Raw genomic sequence first — 15,567 nt, 5'->3', positions numbered from 1 at the left:
CTCACTCGATCGGGAACTGCAGCTGTTCGCCGGGGCCCGGATCCTGCGGCGCTCGGTGGTGGCGTGCCTTGACAGGGAACGCCGGTCCCGGCCCGTACGACACCGCCGGTCCGCGCTCGGGTCCTGGAGACTTCGCGAGCAGATCGCGTTTGATGAGGTCTGCGATGAGGCGCGATGTCGATTGGGAGTCGAGGTCGAGGAGAACGCGCACCATCCGTGCGTTGACGACCCCGGTCTCTCGGAGCAGATCGATGATCTTGCGGTCCAGCTGATCGGTCGTTCGCCGACGGTAGGTGACGGCAGCTCCCAGGGCGGCTAGGGGGCCCTCCCGAAGGCGATACCGCGGCAGGGTCTTCCTCGAGGTCTCCCGGGTCGGTTCGAGCAGCGGCACGCGCTCCGAGTCCAGTCGCTCCAGAACCGACTGCGCTTCCGAGACCCCTGACTTCTGCAGTACGGGCACGAGCTGCTCAGCGGTGACCGTGCGCTGAGTGAGGAGCGTGAGCAGGATCGTCATGGTGTCAGCGTCCTCGGTCTCCTCAGGCGGAAGTGTCGCCACGAAACGAGTGAGAGCGGAGTTCGGGGCACCTCCGATCAGAGTCACGCGCAGGTGATCGCCTTCGGAGAGGAACGACGGTGGCTGGTGCCCGAGTCGTGCCATCTCGGCGTACATCTTGTCGACACCCGATCCAGCCGTCTCGGCGTAGCCGAGTGTCCGGAGCGCGCCGGCAAGTTGGCCGTTCCTCGGACGCGATGACGTCGTCAGGACGTTGTCCGCCCGCACTCCGCTGACGAAGGCGCCTGGAGAGGTGACGACGAGCTGTGTCTGCGTGTGCTCGACCGTGACTCGACCACGACCCCGATAGTCGCGGTGCATCGCCGCATTGACCACCACTTCGCGGATGGCGGCTTCGGGCAGGTCGGCGACGTGAAGCTGCTGACCTTTTCCGATCGACAGAGGCGTCGTATCGATCCGGGCACTGATCAGCTGGAAGAGCTGCTCGAGCAGGAGCACGAGAGGGCCGGAGAGCTGCTCGTTCGCCGTCAGGGTTCCGGCGGGAGTCCTTCGGTGGACATAGGAGAAGGTCGCCGCCAGGGCGTACTCGTCCGTGACGAGCAGCGCGCCGGCGTTGGTGAGCCGACCGTCATCGGTCACCACGCCGAGGCCGCGGAGGACGTCGATCTCGTGCGCCTGCTGTGCCAGCCTCCGGCTCGTCGGTGACGCCGCCCGCTCCAGCAGTCGTCGCACAGCCGCCATTGCGAGCGGATCAGAGGCGGACGCCTTCGTTCCGGACGCGTCCGCCGACCAGTCCTGACCGCGTCGCTCGGCGATGACGGAAGCGATGCGATCCGTGGACATCGGAGTGCACGCATCTCCGATGCGCTCGGTGGGGATGCGGCTCTTCACACTGTGCACTGTGACGCTCGCCGGCACGTCGACCACGACGACCGGAGCACCGTCGAACATCCGAGTGGACACGTCGACGAGCAGGCTCGGCTCCGTCAGTTCGAAGATGCGGGATCGAGTCCGCTCGGGATCGAGGCGAGACCCCACGACGGCGTCCGGTCCCGTGACGCGGTCCTGCACGCCGACGATGACCAGGCCCCCCGACGCGTTCGCGAAACACGCCGCTGCCTCAGCGATGTTGAGGACGTCGTCGTCGGCGGATCGGCCGTCGGCTTTGAAGTCGAGGTTCTGGTTCTCGAGTGAGTGCGCGGTCGACCCCGCGTTCAGCCGCCGCATCGCCTCCTCGAAGACCACGATCGAAGTTTCTCGCAAGTTTTCACTGATCCTGACTGTGTAGGGCTTGATAAAACTACTGCGAAAGCCGGTCGGGAAGAGCTGTGGGCGCGAGAGCCGTGATCGCGGTGGCGAGCAGGGTCCGCGTGACACCCTGGAGAGGGCACTCGACCTGAGTCGGAGCGACCCGGATGCACGCAGCGCCCTCTTCATGACGGGCAGAGTGGACACCGGGGGAGGGGCGCGTGTTCACCGGGCGGACGCCGCGGGCGGGCACTGTCGGCGCATGATCGCTCTCCGCGCCGATGTCGGCGGCCTCGACTCGCGAGCCCTGCCCGAGCTGCTCCGCCGACTCCGCCGGCACCGGCACGTGCAGGTGGGCGGGCGCCAGTGGATCGCGGTGCTGCCGGAGGTGGGCTCGGTGCTCCTCACGGACGGTGCCGAGCTGGTGCTCGACGTGCTGGTGGAGCGGCGCGCGCTGCTGCCGATCGTCATCGACGCCCTCGAGGCGGAGCTGCGGCGCGACGGCTTCCGCGAGCGGCTCGCCCTCCGCTGGTCGACCCCCGACGCGGTCCCGGTCCCGTTCCGCTGACGCCCGGCGCCTCCCGCGAGATGCCACTTGTGCACGCTTTTCTCGGCGTGTCGCGTGCACAAGTGGCATCTCGCGCGGGGGAGGGACGGGGGTCAGCGGCGGGTGAGCTCCACGACCGGGATCGTGCGGGTGGTCTTCCGCTCGTAGCCCTTGAAGCCGTCGGAGGCGTCGGTGAAGCGCTTCCAGCCGGCGTCGCGCTCAGCGCCCTCGAGGACGCGGGCGCGGACGGGCACGGTGCCGTCGTCGGGGGTCTCGATCTCGGTGTCGGGGTGGGCCTCGAGGTTGTGGAACCAGGCCGGGTGCTTCGGGGCGCCGGCGGCGGAGGCGGCGATCAGCCAGACGTCGTCGGAGGGGTGCAGGCCCATCAGCGGGGCGATGCGCTCCTCGCCGGAGCGCGCGCCGGTGTGGTGCACGAGGACGAGGCTGCGGCCGAAGCCCGCGGTCGTCACCGTGCCGCCGTTCGCGCGGAACTCCGCGATGATCTGCTCGTTGAAGTCGGCCATGCTCGTGCTCCTCGACGTCGGTGTCAGGCGCGGGCGCCGAGGGCGTCCGTCCGCGTGCCGGGGCCGGTCGCGGGGGGCAGGTCCGAGCCGCCGACCGCGGCCGCGGGATCCGCGAGCGCGCGACGCCAGGGTAGCTCCGCCGCGCCGACGAGCTCCAGTCTCGAGCGCAGAGCCGCGCGCTCGATCCGGACACCGCGGGCGAGGTCGCTGAGGGCGCGCGCCGAGACGCGGGCCGCCAGGCGCTCGCGGTCGACCGTGAGCAGCGAGCCGAGGAAGCCTCCCAGCACGACCGCGGTCGGGTTGAAGAGGTTGATGTACGTCGAGAGGCCCTCGGCGAGCAGATCGACCTGCCGGGCGACCTCGGCGAGCACGGCGGGGTCGCGGGAGGTGCCGAGCGCGATGTCGAGCTCGTCCTGGTCGAGGACGCGCGCGCCGAGCACGTCGAGGAGCGACCGCATCCGGACCTCGGCCTCGAGGCAGCCGTGCCGCCCGCAGCCGCAGAGGCGGCCGTTCGCGGCGACGAGGGTGTGGCCGAGCTCGGCGGCGAACCCCGAGGAGCCCTGCAGGGGGACTCCGCCGATGATGACGCCGCCGCCGATGCCGCTGGCGCCGCCGCTGACGTAGACGACGTCGGCGACGCCCCGGGCGGCTCCGAAGAGCGACTCGCCGATCGCGCCGAGTGTGGCGTCGTTGCCGACGGAGACGGGGAACTCGAGCGCGCGGCTGAGCTGCGACGCGAGGTCGACGTCGCGCCAGCCCAGGTGCGGCGCGCGGTGCACGAAACCGGAGTCGGCCTGCACGAGGCCCGGCACGGCGACTCCCGCGCCGAGGAGGACGCGGTGGGTCTCCCGCTCGGCACGGAATCCGGCGACGATGCCGCTGACCACGCGGACGACGGTCGCCGGGCTCGCGGGCTTCGGGGTGTCGAAGCGGACGCGGCGGAGGAGGTCGCCGTGCAGGCCGACCAGCCCGACGATGATCGCGTCGGTGTCGAGGTGCACGCCGACCACCGCGAAGGTCCGGCCGGGGACGACCGTCGCGCTCGGCCGGCCGATGCGTCCGTCGGAGGCGGTGGTCTCCTCCTCCACCCAGCCGAGCTCGCTCAGCTCGCCGACCAGGTTGGCCACCGCCGAGCGGTTCAGGCCGGTCTCGCGGCCCAGCTCGGCCCGGCTGATCGGCCCGGAGCGGTGCACCAGGGTCGCGATGGCGGCGAGGTTGTGCCGACGGAGCAGAGCGTTGCTCGATGCTCCGACTGCTCCTGCCATGCTGCTCAGCCTCTCGTCGGCGCGGTGGGGCACCGGGTCCGGGGATGCGCTCGGGCGCGGGCCCTCCTCGGGGAGAGCGCGCGCCCGAGCACGGTGCAGGGAGGAGAGAAGGCTAGCGCCCGCCCGCCCTCCTCTTGTTGAAGATGTCGAACGCGACGGCGAGCAGCAGCACGAAGCCCTTGATCGCCATCTGCCAGGCGGCGTCGACGGAGAGGATCGACAGGCCCATGTTGAGCACGCCCATCACCAGACCGCCGATGACCGCTCCGACCACGGTGCCGACGCCGCCCTGGACGGCCGCGCCGCCGATGAAGACCGCGGCGATCGCGTCGAGCTCGTAGTTCTGACCGGCGGAGGCGACGGCGCCACCCGCACGGGCGGTGCTGACGATGCCCGCGACACCGGCGAGGGCGCCCATGTTCACGAAGATGAAGAAGTTGACCCACTTCGTCTTCACGCCGGACATCATCGCGGCGAACAGGTTGCCGCCCATCGCGTAGATGTGGCGGCCGAAGACCGTCCGCCCCAGCACGAAGCTGTAGGCGAGGATCAGCACGGCGAGCACGATCAGGATGATCGGGGTGCCGCTGTAGCCGGCGAGCAGCCAGGAGAGCGCCATGATCGCGACGACCGCGATGGCCGACTTGGCCCAGACCGAGGCGATCGGCTCGCGCGGGAGCTCGAGGCGGCGCAGCGTCGCCCGGGAGCGCAGTTGCTGGACGACGAACACGACGCAGACCAGCAGGCCCAGGACGAGGGTGAGCGCGTCGCGTCCGGCGATCCCGCCGAGCACGCCCGGCAGCCAGCCGGCGCCGATCGCGGTGAACTCGGTCGGCAGGCCGTTGATCGTGCCGCCGGTGAGCAGAACCAGGGTGAAGCCGCGGAAGATCAGCATGCCCGCGAGGGTCACGATGAACGCCGGTATGCCGACGAAGGCGACCCAGAACCCCTGCCAGGCGCCGACGGCGGCGCCGGTGACCAGGGCGACGACCACGGCGGCCCACCAGGGCAGGCCCCAGTTGTTCATCGCGATAGCGGAGATGGCGCCGACCATCGCGACGACCGAGCCGACCGAGAGGTCGATGTGGCCGGCGATGATCACCATCACCATGCCGATCGCGAGGATCAGGACGTAGGCGTTCTGCTGGATCAGGTTGTTGACGTTGCCCGGCAGCAGCAGGCGGCCGTTCGTCAGCACCTGGAAGAGCAGGATGATGATCGCGAGCGCGGCGAGGATGCCGTACTGGCGGAGGTTGATGTTGAGTCGGCGTGCGCGCTTCGGCGGCGTGGACGGCGTGCTCGCCGGCGTGCCGCTCGGGGCTGTCGTGGTCGTGGCGCTCATCGGGCCTGTTCCTTTCCGGCGGTCATGTAGTGCATGAGGTGCTCCTGGGTGGCGTCGGCACGGTCGATCTCGCCCGTGATGCGCCCCTCGGAGATGGTGTAGATCCGGTCGGCCAGCCCGATCAGCTCGGGCAGCTCGGACGAGATGACGACGACCGCCTTGCCCTGGGCCGCGAGCTCGTTGATGATGCCGTAGATCTCGTACTTGGCTCCCACGTCGATGCCGCGGGTGGGCTCGTCGAGGATCAGCACGTCGGGGCCCGAGAAGATCCACTTCGAGAGGACGACCTTCTGCTGGTTGCCGCCCGAGAGCTTGCCGGTGACGGCGGAGACGCTCGGGGCCTTGATGTTCATCTTCGAGCGGTACGAGTCGGCGACCTTGTACTCGCGGTGCTTGTCGATCACGCCGAGGCGGGCGAGCCGGGAGAGCGCGGCGGCCGACACGTTGACGGTGATGTCGCCGATCAGGTTGAGGCCGTAGCGCTTGCGGTCCTCGGTCGCGTAGGCGAGGCCGTTGCGGATCGCCTCCTCGACGGTGCGGGTCTGGATCTCCTTGCCGTCCTTGAAGACGCGGCCCGAGATGCCCGTGCCGTAGCTGCGGCCGAAGATGCTCATCGCGAGCTCGGTGCGCCCGGCGCCCATCAGTCCCGCGAAGCCGACGATCTCGCCGGCGCGCACGGTGAAGGAGGCGTCCTCGACGACGACGCGGTTCACGTCGACGGGGTGGTGCACGGTCCAGTTCTCGACGCGGAGCTTCTCCTCGCCGATCTGCGGGTCGCGCGGCGGGAACATGCTGTTGAGGTCGCGGCCGACCATCGCGCGGATGATCCGGCTCTCCGAGGCGTCCTCGCCGGCCATCGCGAAGCTCTCGATGGTGCGGCCGTCGCGGATGATCGTCACCGTGTCCGCGATGGCGCGGATCTCCTTCAGCTTGTGGCTGATGATGATGCAGGTGATGCCCTGGTTGCGCAGCTGGTCGATCAGGCCGAGCAGGTGGTCGCTGTCCTCGTCGTTGAGCGCGGCGGTGGGCTCGTCGAGGATGAGGAGCTTCACCTCCTTCGCGAGCGCCTTGGCGATCTCGACGAGCTGCTGCTTGCCGACGCCGAGCTCGAGGATCTTCGTGGCCGGGCTCTCGGCGAGGCCGACGCGGGCGAGCAGCTTGGCCGCCTCCGCGTTGGTGGCGTTCCAGTTGATGACGCCGCGGGTGGACTTCTCGTTGCCGAGGAAGATGTTCTCGGCGATGGAGAGGTAGGGGCTCAGCGCGAGCTCCTGGTGGATGATGACGATGCCGTCGGCCTCGCTGTCGTTGATCGAGCGGTACTGCGCCTGGCGGCCCTCGAACTCGATCGAGCCCTCGAAGCTGCCGACGGGGTAGACGCCCGAGAGGACCTTCATGAGCGTCGACTTGCCGGCGCCGTTCTCGCCGCAGATGGCGTGGACCTCGCCCGGCTGGACCGAGAGCGAGACGCCGTCGAGGGCGCGGACGCCGCCGCCGAACTCCTTGACGATGTCGCGCATGATGAGGATGGGACTGGCCAACAGGGCCTCACTTCGTTGTGCAGAGGATGGATGGGGACGCGGGGAAGAAGGGGGAGAAGGGCGGGGTGGGGAGGATCACTCCTCCCGCACCCCGCCCGACCGATCAGAGTCCGACGTCGCCGGCCGTGAGGAAGCCGGAGTCGATGAGGGTCGACTGCACGTCGTCCTTGACGACGACCTGCGGCTCGAGGAGGTAGGACGGGACGACCTTCTCGCCGTTGTCGTACGTCTCGGTGTCGTTCACCTCGGGCTCGTCGCCCGCGACGATCGACTGCACCATCTGGAAGACGCGGTCACCGAGGGTGCGGGTGTCCTTCCAGACCGTCATCGACTGCTCGTCGGCGAGGATCGCCTTGACGTTCGCCTTGTCGGCGTCCTGTCCGGTGATGATCGGGTAGTCGGCGCCGGGCGCGTAGCCCGCCGACTTGAGCGAGGCCTCGATGCCGATGGCCAGGCTGTCGTTCGGGGAGAGCACCACGTCGACCTTCTGGTCGCCGGTGTAGAAGGAGGAGAGGCGGTTGTCCATCTCGGACTGCGCCTTGTCCGAGGCCCAGCCCTGGATGCCGATCGAGGCCCAGTCGTCGTCCGAGGCGGGCGACTTACCGGACGGCACGACGAGCTTGCCGCTCTCGATGTAGGGCTGCAGGACGTCCCAGGCGCCGGAGAAGAAGAACTTGGCGTTGTTGTCGTCGGGGCTGCCGGCGAAGGGCTCGAGGGTGAAGGGACCCGCGGCGTTCGCGAGGTCGAGGGTCGATTCGATGTACTGGCCCTGGAGCTGGCCGACCTTGTAGTTGTCGAACGTCGCGTAGTAGTCGACGTCGGCGGTGCCGTTGATCAGGCGGTCGTAGGCGATGACGGTCGCGTTCTGCTTCTTCGCCTCGGCGAGGACGGGGGCGAGCGCCTCGCCGTCGATGGCCGCGACGACGAGGATCTTCGAGCCGCCGGCGATCTGGTTCTGGATCTGCGAGATCTGCTGGTCGGTCTTGTTGTCCGCGTACTGGAGGTCGACGGTGCAGCCGTCGCCCTCGAGCTGGGACTGGAGGCCTTCGCCGTCGTTGATCCAGCGCTCGAGGCTGCGGGTGGGCATCGAGATGCCGACGGTGCAGTCGCCCTCGGCGCCGGCGCCGGCAGCGGCGCCGCCGGAGTTGGCGGGGCTGGCCGAGCAGGCGGCGAGACCGAGGGAGATGATGCCGGCGGCGGCCAGCGTGGTGATGCTGCGGGAGAACTTCATGGAGTGCATTCCTCTCTGAAAGCAGTGTCCGAGGATGAGGACGGCGCGAGAGCGTGCAGGTGGGAGCACGTCGTCGTGTCGTCGCCCGGGAGGGCGGGAGAGCCCCGAGGGGCTTTGTCCACGGAGACAACATATTGCGCGCGCACCGGTCTGTAAAGCGCGAGAGGCGACGGATCGGCGGCGTTGCCGAACCGTGATCTTCCGCTGGTCGATCCCCGCCAGCATTGGGTGAGAACGCTCTCAGCAGGAGGGCGTGGAGCCGCGACGCGCAGCGCCGGTGCGCGCCGTCGCCGCCGAGGCGGGACTCCTCGCCCGCCTTCCGCGTGGCACGGAAGGGGGGCTCCTCCGCCCTGCCCCGGCGAGCATCCGGCTCCTAGGCTCGGGACTGCGACCGAGCACTGACCACGACGAAAGAGGAACCGCCATGCCCTTCGACTCCGAAAATGACAGCGCAACCACAATGGGTCTGACCCGCCGGGCCGGTCTCGCCGCCGCCTGGTCGGCCCCCGTGGTCGTCGCTGCTCTGAGCGCCCCGGGCGCCTCCGCTTCGACCGTGACCCCGAGCGGTGCGCCCTGGCTCGGCGTCTTCCTCGCACCGGATCGCGCGGTTCCCGGTGCATTCGCCCTCGTGGTGCGGGTCGGCGGGCCCGCGGCGGAGTTCGGGACGCCGCTGACGCTGCCCGTCGACTCCCGCGTCGACATCGTCTCGGAGCACGACGTCGCGTCCTGGGGCGACGGCATCGTCTCCGACGGTCCGCGCAACGCCCACGTTCCGATCGCCGCCGGCGTCTACCGGACCAACGTGGCGACGAATCTCCGCGACGGCTCGACCTTCGTCGTCGGCGACCTGATCAGGCAGCCCGCGGTCCCGAGCGTCTTCACCCCGCTCCCCTCCGGGACCTTCGCCGTGACGGCCACCGTGACGCAGGGCCCCGTCTACCCGGGGGCGGAGGAAGCGGTCTTCGCAGCGCTGGGCAGAACCAGCAGCAGCGCCCCGATCACGGTGTGACGCGGAAGGCGGGGACCCCGGAACAGGAGCTGAGCTCGTTCCGGGGTCCCCGCCTCCGTCTGCGCCTTCTGCGTCGTCAGAGCCAGCGGCGCAGCTCCGGCCGCTCCAGGACGGCGGCCGGCGTGCTGTGCCGGCCCCGCAGGGCGCGGATCACGGCGCTCGTCGCGGAGATCCGCGAGCAGGTGGTGGAGAAGCCGAGGACGACGCCCGAGAGCAGCGCCATCACCGGGTACTCCTCGATGAGCTGGTCGGCCGACCAGTACATCAGCAGCGTCGCGAGGGACGCGAGAGCGACGGGCGCGGTCAGGATCCCGGCGACCAGCGCGACGCCCAGCCCGATCTCGACGAACGGGGTGACGACGCCGAAGAGACCTGCCGCGTCGTGCAGGATCGTCGACGCGAACAGCTGGAAGTACTCGGGCACCCGCCCGTTCTCCGCGGCGCCGTCGGCGACGAGCAGGATGTCGGAGCCGCCGAATCCGGACCGGAGCTTGAGCAGGCCCTCGTCGATCCAGAGCAGGCCCAGGGCGACGCGGGCGGCGGCACCCAGGGCGGCGGCCGCCCAGCGCCACCCCGGTCGGCTCACGAGAGCTTCGCCGCGCCGAACACGGCCTTCGCCTTGTCGCAGTGCACCACGACGTAGCTGTAGTCGGCGGCGTCGGCGACGTCGAAGCTCTGGGTCTTCGTGTCGTAGGACACCGCGCCCAGCTCGACTCCGGCGCTCACGGCCTTCTCATCCGTGCCGTTCGTGAGGTAGAGGTGCAGGTCGGGGCCCTCGTCCGAGGAGAAGCCGCTGAGGTCCACGGTCGCGCCCGAGACCGTCGCGGTGCCGGCGACCTTCTTGCCGTTCAGGCCCTCGAACGCACCGGAGCGGCTCTCGCCGGACGGCGCGACGGTCGACGGGGCGGTCGTCCTCGCCTCGGCGCTGGAGCTCGTGGACGACGTCTCGGCCTTGTCGGCCGCAGGGGCGCAGCCGGTGAGCACGCCGGCGACGAGGACGACTCCGGCGATCGCCTTGGGGAGCAGGTGACGGGACATGGGGGTGTTCCTCTCGTTCTCTGGATCTCCGGGACGGGGCGCCACGGAGAAGGGGGAGGCGACCGGAGGGGATCCGGTCGGGACCTCGGGCGGGCCGCCGCGGAGTGCGGGGTGCAGGAACGGCGCCGCCCGCCCGAGGAGTGGGGAAGGGTCAGTTCACCTTCGAGATCGCGCAGGATCTGAAGCCCGAGTTCGCGTTGACCTGGACGTTGTAGGAGTGCCCGGCCTCGAAGGTGTAGCCCGAGCCGACGGGGCAGGCGTACTGCGCGCCCGGTGCGGCGACGTCCGTCTGCGCGGAGTACCCGTTGATCAGCACCTGCGAGGTGGTGAAGCTCTTCTTGCCGCCGCTGAAGATCGCATCGAGGTTGCTGCTGTCGATCACGTACGGCGTGGCCGGGTTCTCGGCCGACGCGGAGGTGCCGAAGGACTCGTTCGTGCCCGGGCTCAGGGCCGAGCCCCACCTGTTGCCGAAGATCCAGTACTGCCCGTCGACCACGAGCGTGGCCGAGGCGTAGGCGCCCGAGTCCGGGGTGTCGGGGCCGGTGTTGCTCACCTGGAGGATGAAGTACGGGGCCGGTGCCGGCGGGGTCGCCCCGAAGAGCGCGACGCTGAAGGCGCCGGCCGAGGCCGATGTGTCGCCCCAGGCCGACGGCGCGTAGTCGTTGTTGAGCGACCACTGCATGATGCCGTTGACGTGACCGTAGAGCTCGGGCTTCGCCGCCATCGCCGTCCACTGGGAGGCGAGGCTCGCGAGGACCGCGGCCTGGTCGTACGCGGCCGCACCCGATCCGCCGAAGACGTTGTTCGCGGTGCCGCTGGCGCCGGCGTTGCTGACCTGGCCGATCACGATCCTCGTGCGCTCGGCGATGCACAGCGAGGTGGCGGCGGAGCAGTCGGGACGGACCGCGCTGTTCAGCGCGCGGCTGATGGTGCTGAAGAAGCCGGGATCGCTCTCGGCGACGCCGCCGACCGTCCAGCCGCCCGTGTTGTAGGTCTGGGCCAGCAGGTAGTCGACCGTGCCGGTCCTCAGCAGCGGAGCGAACTGGTCGTTCGCGCCGTCGTGCACGCCGGAGGTGAGGGTCAGGTTGGTCGGCGCGGCCGGGTCGACCTCGGTCCCGCTGCTGAGGTGGACCTGCGGTGCGACGGCGAGGGAGAGGCCGGCGCCCTTCACCGCCGCGCCGAGGGCGCTGATCGTCTCGGCGTCGATGCCGTTCTCGAGGTCGAGGTCGACGCCCGTGATGCTCCCGCCGGAGAGCTTCGCGTTGCAGTCCTCGATCTGCGCGAGCAGCCGGGAGCCGACCGCGCCCGCCGTGGCGGTGTTCACGGTGTCGCGGGTGACGGTCTGCCCGCCCAGGCTGAGCAGGTTCACCGTGCCCGGCGCCTCGTGGTCGATGACCTTCTGCATCGCCGAGAGGGTCGCGGAATCGGCGGTGCTGCTCGCCGGGTCGGCGAACGCGAAGACGATCACGTTCGATGCGGCGATGCCGGCGGGATCGATCTGCGCCAGCGAGCCCGTCGCTCCGAGCTGGAGGTAGGAGACGCGGAGGTCGGGGACGGAGCGGGCGGTCTCGGCGACGGCCTGCGGCGCCGCACCTCCGGCGGCGATCGCGCTCGGAACGGCCACCGCGGCGGCCAGGGCGGCGGCGGCCAGGAGGCGGCGGCTCAGTCGGGTTCTCATCTCGGTGCCTTTCGAGGGGTGGTGGAGGCGGGCGACGGTCGCGGCGGGCGACGGTCCGAACCGGCCTCACGGGCGGCGGCACGGCTTCGCGGGTCGGATCGATGGTGAGTCGACCGCGCGGCTTCCGAAAACTTGTGGCACGGATGATCATGGTTGGCGGGAATGACTGATGAGGCTCGATGAACAATGGCTGATCCCTGAAAGTCCTCTTCGTCCATGAGGACGTATAGAAAGGTCGATACTCACGTATATGAATGCGATCATCGGCGGAATTGCGCGGCTTCTGTGATGGCGGAGATCGGCTGATTCGGCGGAGAAGCGCGGAAGTGGCGCCGGACTTGAATCCGAAGGCCTTTCTCCTGTTACACTCACCGCTCGGTCACCCTGCAGACGTCCCCGTTCATCGTGCGGACGAGCATTCGGCGGCTTTGAGAACTCACATGTTCTGCCCTCGCGGACGTGTGGAGAGCGGACCCCGTTCCCGGGCGCTCTGAGACGATCCTCGAGACAGATGAGAACCGATGAGAGACACCCTTCAACCGCTGGACTCCCCCCTCAGGCCGAGCCCTCCCTGCCGTATCGATCGGCAGCGATTCAGCGGTCCCGGCGCCGAGAAGGCGATCAGCGAGTGGATGGGAGTCGGTGAGGTCCACCCCCGCAGCCGAGAGGCGTTCGAGGCGGAGTGCGAGCGCCTGATCGTCGATCAGGTGAGTGCGCACCGGATGACCGCCCGCGCGAACTACTTCACCTCTCCGGATTCGAGTTCGACCGGATTCCCGAGAAGCGACCGGATCGAGATAGTGGCCCTCATCGAGGGCGAGTGCTTCGTCTCCGTCGGGACTCAGCGCTATCGCCTCACCCGGGGCTGCATCGCCATCGCCGGCGGCGGCGAGCCGGTGTCGTCGGAGACCTATGACGTGACCGAGTGCGTCTACATCAGCATTCTGTCCGATCAGCTGAGCGAGCGCTTTCAGGCCTCCGTCCCGCTCTACGGCATCGAGGTGATCTCGCCGCCGCGGCTGATGCGCCTCTTCCAGACCCTCTCGCACGAGCTCGCCTCGCAGGACTCGATGACGCCCGAGGCGTTCCGCGCGCATCTCGCTCAGCTGACCGGGCTGATCGAGGCGTCGCTGGCGAACCGGAGCCACTTCGCCGTCGGCGATCTCGAGCGGATCAAGCTCTCCCGCGAGCACGTCGAGGGCTACGTGCGCGACCACCTCGCTCAGCGCGAACTGACCGTGGCCACCCTCGCCGAGGTCTTCCACACGAGCCCGCGGACGATCCACCGGCTCTTCGCCAGCGACGGGCCCACCCTGTCCGAGTACATCCGCACGAGCCGGCTGACGGCGCTCGCGGCCGAGATCAGCGCGGCGGACAGCCCCGACGGCTTCGAGGTGCTGGCCGCCCGGTGCGGTCTGCACGAGTACGTCACCGCCGCGCGGCTGTTCCGCAAGGAGTACGGCCTGACGATGCGCCAGTTCTGGAAGGCGTACCGCCTGAGGAAGTGAGCGCCGGGGCGGCTCCGGCGCCGCTCCCGTGAGGAGAGCGTGAGGGTCGCCGCCGCCGCCGTAGGGAAGTCGTGAGGACCGGCGTCGGGACGCGTCGCCGGGTGTTGCATCGGGATCCGTGCCGGTGCTGCGCTCGTCGCGGTGCCGGCCGGGCGCCTCCGCACTCGGGGTGCCCTCGGCCCCCGAATGGAGTTCCCGTGCTTGACCTTCTCTTCGTGATCGGCGTCCTCGCCGTCTTCGCGCTCATCGGCGTCGTCGCCAGGGGGGTCGAGGCGCTCGCGCCGCGCTCCGCCGGCCCCCGCGCCGCGGCGGAGGACGGCACCGGCCCGCGGTCGGCTCGCGACGGAGCGGGCCGACGATGATCGTGGTCGACGTCCTCGCCGTGGTCCTCGCGATCGCCGCGATCGGCTACCTCGTCGTCGCTCTCGTGAAGCCGGAGCGGTTCTGATGAGCGCGCTGCCCGCGATCCTCCAGGTCGCCGCGGTCGCCCTCGTCCTGGTGCTGCTCTACCGCCCGCTGGGCGACTACACGGCGCACGTCTACTCCTCCTCCCGGGACCTCGCCGTCGAGCGCGGCTTCTACCGCCTCATCGGCGTCGACCCGCGCGGCGAGCAGAGCTGGCGGGCCTACCTCCGCGGCGTGCTCGCGTTCTCGCTGGTCGGCGTCCTGCTCGTCTACGCGCTGCAGCGGGCGCAGGCCCTGCTTCCGTACTCGCTCGGCTTCCCGGCGATCCCCGAGGGGCTGTCGTTCAACACGGCCGTCTCGTTCGTCACCAACACCAACTGGCAGTCGTACTCGCCGGACGTGACGATGGGCTACTCGGTGCAGCTGCTCGGCCTCGCCGTGCAGAACTTCGTCTCGGCCGGAGTCGGCATCGCGGTCGCGATCGCCCTGGTCCGCGGCTTCGCGCGCCGCGGCAGCGACTCGATCGGCAACTTCTGGGTCGATCTCACCCGCGGGACGCTCCGCCTGCTGCTCCCGCTGTCGGTGATCGCGGCGGTGCTGCTGCTGGCGGGCGGCGTGATCCAGAACCTCGCGGGCTTCACCGACGTGACGACGCTCACCGGCGGGACGCAGAGCATCCCGGGCGGGCCGGTCGCCTCGCAGGAGGCGATCAAGCTGCTCGGCACCAACGGCGGCGGCTTCTTCAACGCAAACTCCGCGCATCCGTTCGAGAACCCCTCGGCGGCGACCAGCGCGCTGCAGATCGTGCTGATGCTCGCGATCCCGTTCTCGCTCCCGCGCACCTTCGGCCGGATGGTCGGCAGCCCGAAGCAGGGCCTCGCGATCGTGGCGGCGATGGCGGCGATCTTCGTCGTCTCGCTGACGGCGCTGACCCTGCTCGAGCTCGCGGGCGGCGGGCCCGCCCCGCAGGCCGCGGGCGGCGCGATGGAGGGCAAGGAGGTGCGCTTCGGCATCGCCGGCTCGACGCTCTTCGGGGCGACCAGCACGCTCACCTCGACGGGCGCCGTCAACTCGATGCACGACTCCTACACCGCGCTCGGCGGGATGCTGCCGATGCTGAACATGATGCTCGGCGAGGTCGCTCCGGGCGGCGTCGGCTCCGGGCTCTACGGGATGCTCGTGCTCGCGGTGCTCGCCGTGTTCATCGGCGGGCTGCTCGTCGGGCGGACGCCCGAGTACCTGGGCAAGAAGCTCGGCCCGTACGAGATCACGCTGGCGAGCCTGTTCATCCTGATCACGCCGACGCTCGTGCTCGCCGGGACGGCGCTGAGCTTCGCGATCCCCGCGGTGCGGGCCGACGTGGAGAGCACGTCGATCTGGAACCCGGGGCTGCACGGCCTCTCGGAGGTGCTCTACGCCTTCACCTCGGCGGCCAACAACAACGGCTCGGCGTTCGCGGGGCTCACGGCGAACACGCCCTGGTTCAACGGGGCGCTCGGAGTGGCGATGCTGCTCGGCCGGTTCCTGCCGATCGTGATGGTGCTCGCCCTGGCCGGCTCGCTCGCCAGGCAGGGCGTCACTCCGTCGACCGCGGGAACCCTGCCGACCCACCGGCCGCAGTTCGTCGGCCTGCTCGTGGGCGTCACCGTCGTCGTGACCGCCCTCACCTACTTCCCCGTGCTCGCACTCGGACCCCTCGCAGAAGGACTCCAGTAACACC

General features: G+C 70.1%; 15 protein-coding genes. 6 read left to right on the top strand and 9 right to left on the bottom strand.

Annotation, left to right across the window (positions count from 1 at the left end; genetic code table 11):
- Position 1 precedes the first annotated feature (1 nt).
- Positions 2–1,759: an ATP-binding protein gene (locus HRK28_RS14710; RefSeq protein ID WP_173252150.1), complete on the bottom strand. Its 1,758-nt coding sequence runs from the start codon at positions 1,757–1,759 to the stop codon at positions 2–4.
- Between the two features lie 265 nt (positions 1,760–2,024).
- Here HRK28_RS14710 and HRK28_RS14705 point away from each other — a divergent pair, with 265 nt between their 5' ends.
- The gene (locus HRK28_RS14705; protein WP_123706100.1) at positions 2,025–2,330 is read left to right on the top strand and encodes a hypothetical protein; all 306 of its coding nucleotides are present in this window, start codon (positions 2,025–2,027) and stop codon (positions 2,328–2,330) included.
- Positions 2,331–2,422: 92 nt separating this feature from the next.
- On the opposite strand, the gene HRK28_RS14700 is transcribed toward HRK28_RS14705, so the two are convergent.
- From HRK28_RS14700 to chvE, 5 genes are all read right to left on the bottom strand, one after another.
- Positions 2,423–2,833 carry a nitroreductase/quinone reductase family protein gene (locus HRK28_RS14700; RefSeq protein WP_173252149.1) on the bottom strand — a complete coding sequence of 137 codons (411 nt, stop codon included), beginning with the start codon at positions 2,831–2,833 and terminating at the stop codon, positions 2,423–2,425.
- Between the two features lie 23 nt (positions 2,834–2,856).
- On the bottom strand, positions 2,857–4,098 hold the full coding sequence (locus HRK28_RS14695) for an ROK family transcriptional regulator (protein WP_173252148.1): 1,242 nt from the start codon (positions 4,096–4,098) through the stop codon (positions 2,857–2,859).
- A gap of 112 nt (positions 4,099–4,210) precedes the next feature.
- On the bottom strand, positions 4,211–5,440 hold the full coding sequence (gene mmsB, locus HRK28_RS14690) for a multiple monosaccharide ABC transporter permease (RefSeq protein ID WP_160086095.1): 1,230 nt from the start codon (positions 5,438–5,440) through the stop codon (positions 4,211–4,213).
- Entirely contained in the window at positions 5,437–6,957 is a 1,521-nt protein-coding gene (mmsA, locus tag HRK28_RS14685) for a multiple monosaccharide ABC transporter ATP-binding protein (protein ID WP_160086093.1), read from the bottom strand. Before mmsA ends, mmsB begins: the two co-directional genes overlap by 4 nt.
- Before the next feature lie 124 nt (positions 6,958–7,081).
- Entirely contained in the window at positions 7,082–8,218 is a 1,137-nt protein-coding gene (chvE, locus tag HRK28_RS14680; RefSeq protein ID WP_173252147.1) for a multiple monosaccharide ABC transporter substrate-binding protein, read from the bottom strand.
- Between the two features lie 415 nt (positions 8,219–8,633).
- Between chvE and HRK28_RS14675 the strand changes: the two genes are divergently transcribed.
- Positions 8,634–9,218: a hypothetical protein gene (locus HRK28_RS14675; protein ID WP_173252146.1), complete on the top strand. Its 585-nt coding sequence runs from the start codon at positions 8,634–8,636 to the stop codon at positions 9,216–9,218.
- Positions 9,219–9,294: 76 nt separating this feature from the next.
- Here the strand turns inward: HRK28_RS14675 and HRK28_RS14670 are convergent, their stop codons facing one another.
- From HRK28_RS14670 to HRK28_RS14660, 3 genes are all read right to left on the bottom strand, one after another.
- The gene (locus HRK28_RS14670) at positions 9,295–9,804 is read right to left on the bottom strand and encodes a DoxX family membrane protein (RefSeq protein ID WP_244231713.1); all 510 of its coding nucleotides are present in this window, start codon (positions 9,802–9,804) and stop codon (positions 9,295–9,297) included.
- Positions 9,801–10,256 carry a DM13 domain-containing protein gene (locus HRK28_RS14665; protein WP_173252145.1) on the bottom strand — a complete coding sequence of 152 codons (456 nt, stop codon included), beginning with the start codon at positions 10,254–10,256 and terminating at the stop codon, positions 9,801–9,803. Before HRK28_RS14665 ends, HRK28_RS14670 begins: the two co-directional genes overlap by 4 nt.
- A 151-nt stretch (positions 10,257–10,407) precedes the next feature.
- Positions 10,408–11,934: a hypothetical protein gene (locus HRK28_RS14660; protein WP_173252144.1), complete on the bottom strand. Its 1,527-nt coding sequence runs from the start codon at positions 11,932–11,934 to the stop codon at positions 10,408–10,410.
- Between the two features lie 632 nt (positions 11,935–12,566).
- Between HRK28_RS14660 and HRK28_RS14655 the strand changes: the two genes are divergently transcribed.
- From HRK28_RS14655 to kdpA, 4 genes are all read left to right on the top strand, one after another.
- Positions 12,567–13,442 (top strand): helix-turn-helix domain-containing protein, encoded by an 876-nt coding sequence (locus HRK28_RS14655; protein WP_173252143.1) that lies wholly within the window; start codon positions 12,567–12,569, stop codon positions 13,440–13,442.
- Between the two features lie 197 nt (positions 13,443–13,639).
- Complete coding sequence (locus HRK28_RS14650) at positions 13,640–13,804, top strand: hypothetical protein (protein ID WP_173252142.1); 165 nt, start codon at positions 13,640–13,642, stop codon at positions 13,802–13,804.
- On the top strand, positions 13,801–13,890 hold the full coding sequence (locus HRK28_RS14645; protein WP_173252141.1) for a potassium-transporting ATPase subunit F: 90 nt from the start codon (positions 13,801–13,803) through the stop codon (positions 13,888–13,890). Before HRK28_RS14650 ends, HRK28_RS14645 begins: the two co-directional genes overlap by 4 nt.
- Complete coding sequence (gene kdpA / locus HRK28_RS14640; protein ID WP_173252140.1) at positions 13,890–15,563, top strand: potassium-transporting ATPase subunit KdpA; 1,674 nt, start codon at positions 13,890–13,892, stop codon at positions 15,561–15,563. The genes HRK28_RS14645 and kdpA overlap by 1 nt, the downstream gene beginning before the upstream one ends.
- The last annotated feature ends 4 nt before the right edge of the window (positions 15,564–15,567 follow it).

Origin of the sequence: Rathayibacter sp. VKM Ac-2835, assembly GCF_013266705.1 — a bacterium.
Taxonomy (GTDB): Bacteria; Actinomycetota; Actinomycetes; order Actinomycetales; family Microbacteriaceae; genus Rathayibacter.
Note: the sequence above shows the minus strand (reverse complement) of the source record. Positions and strands in the feature narration are given on the sequence as shown.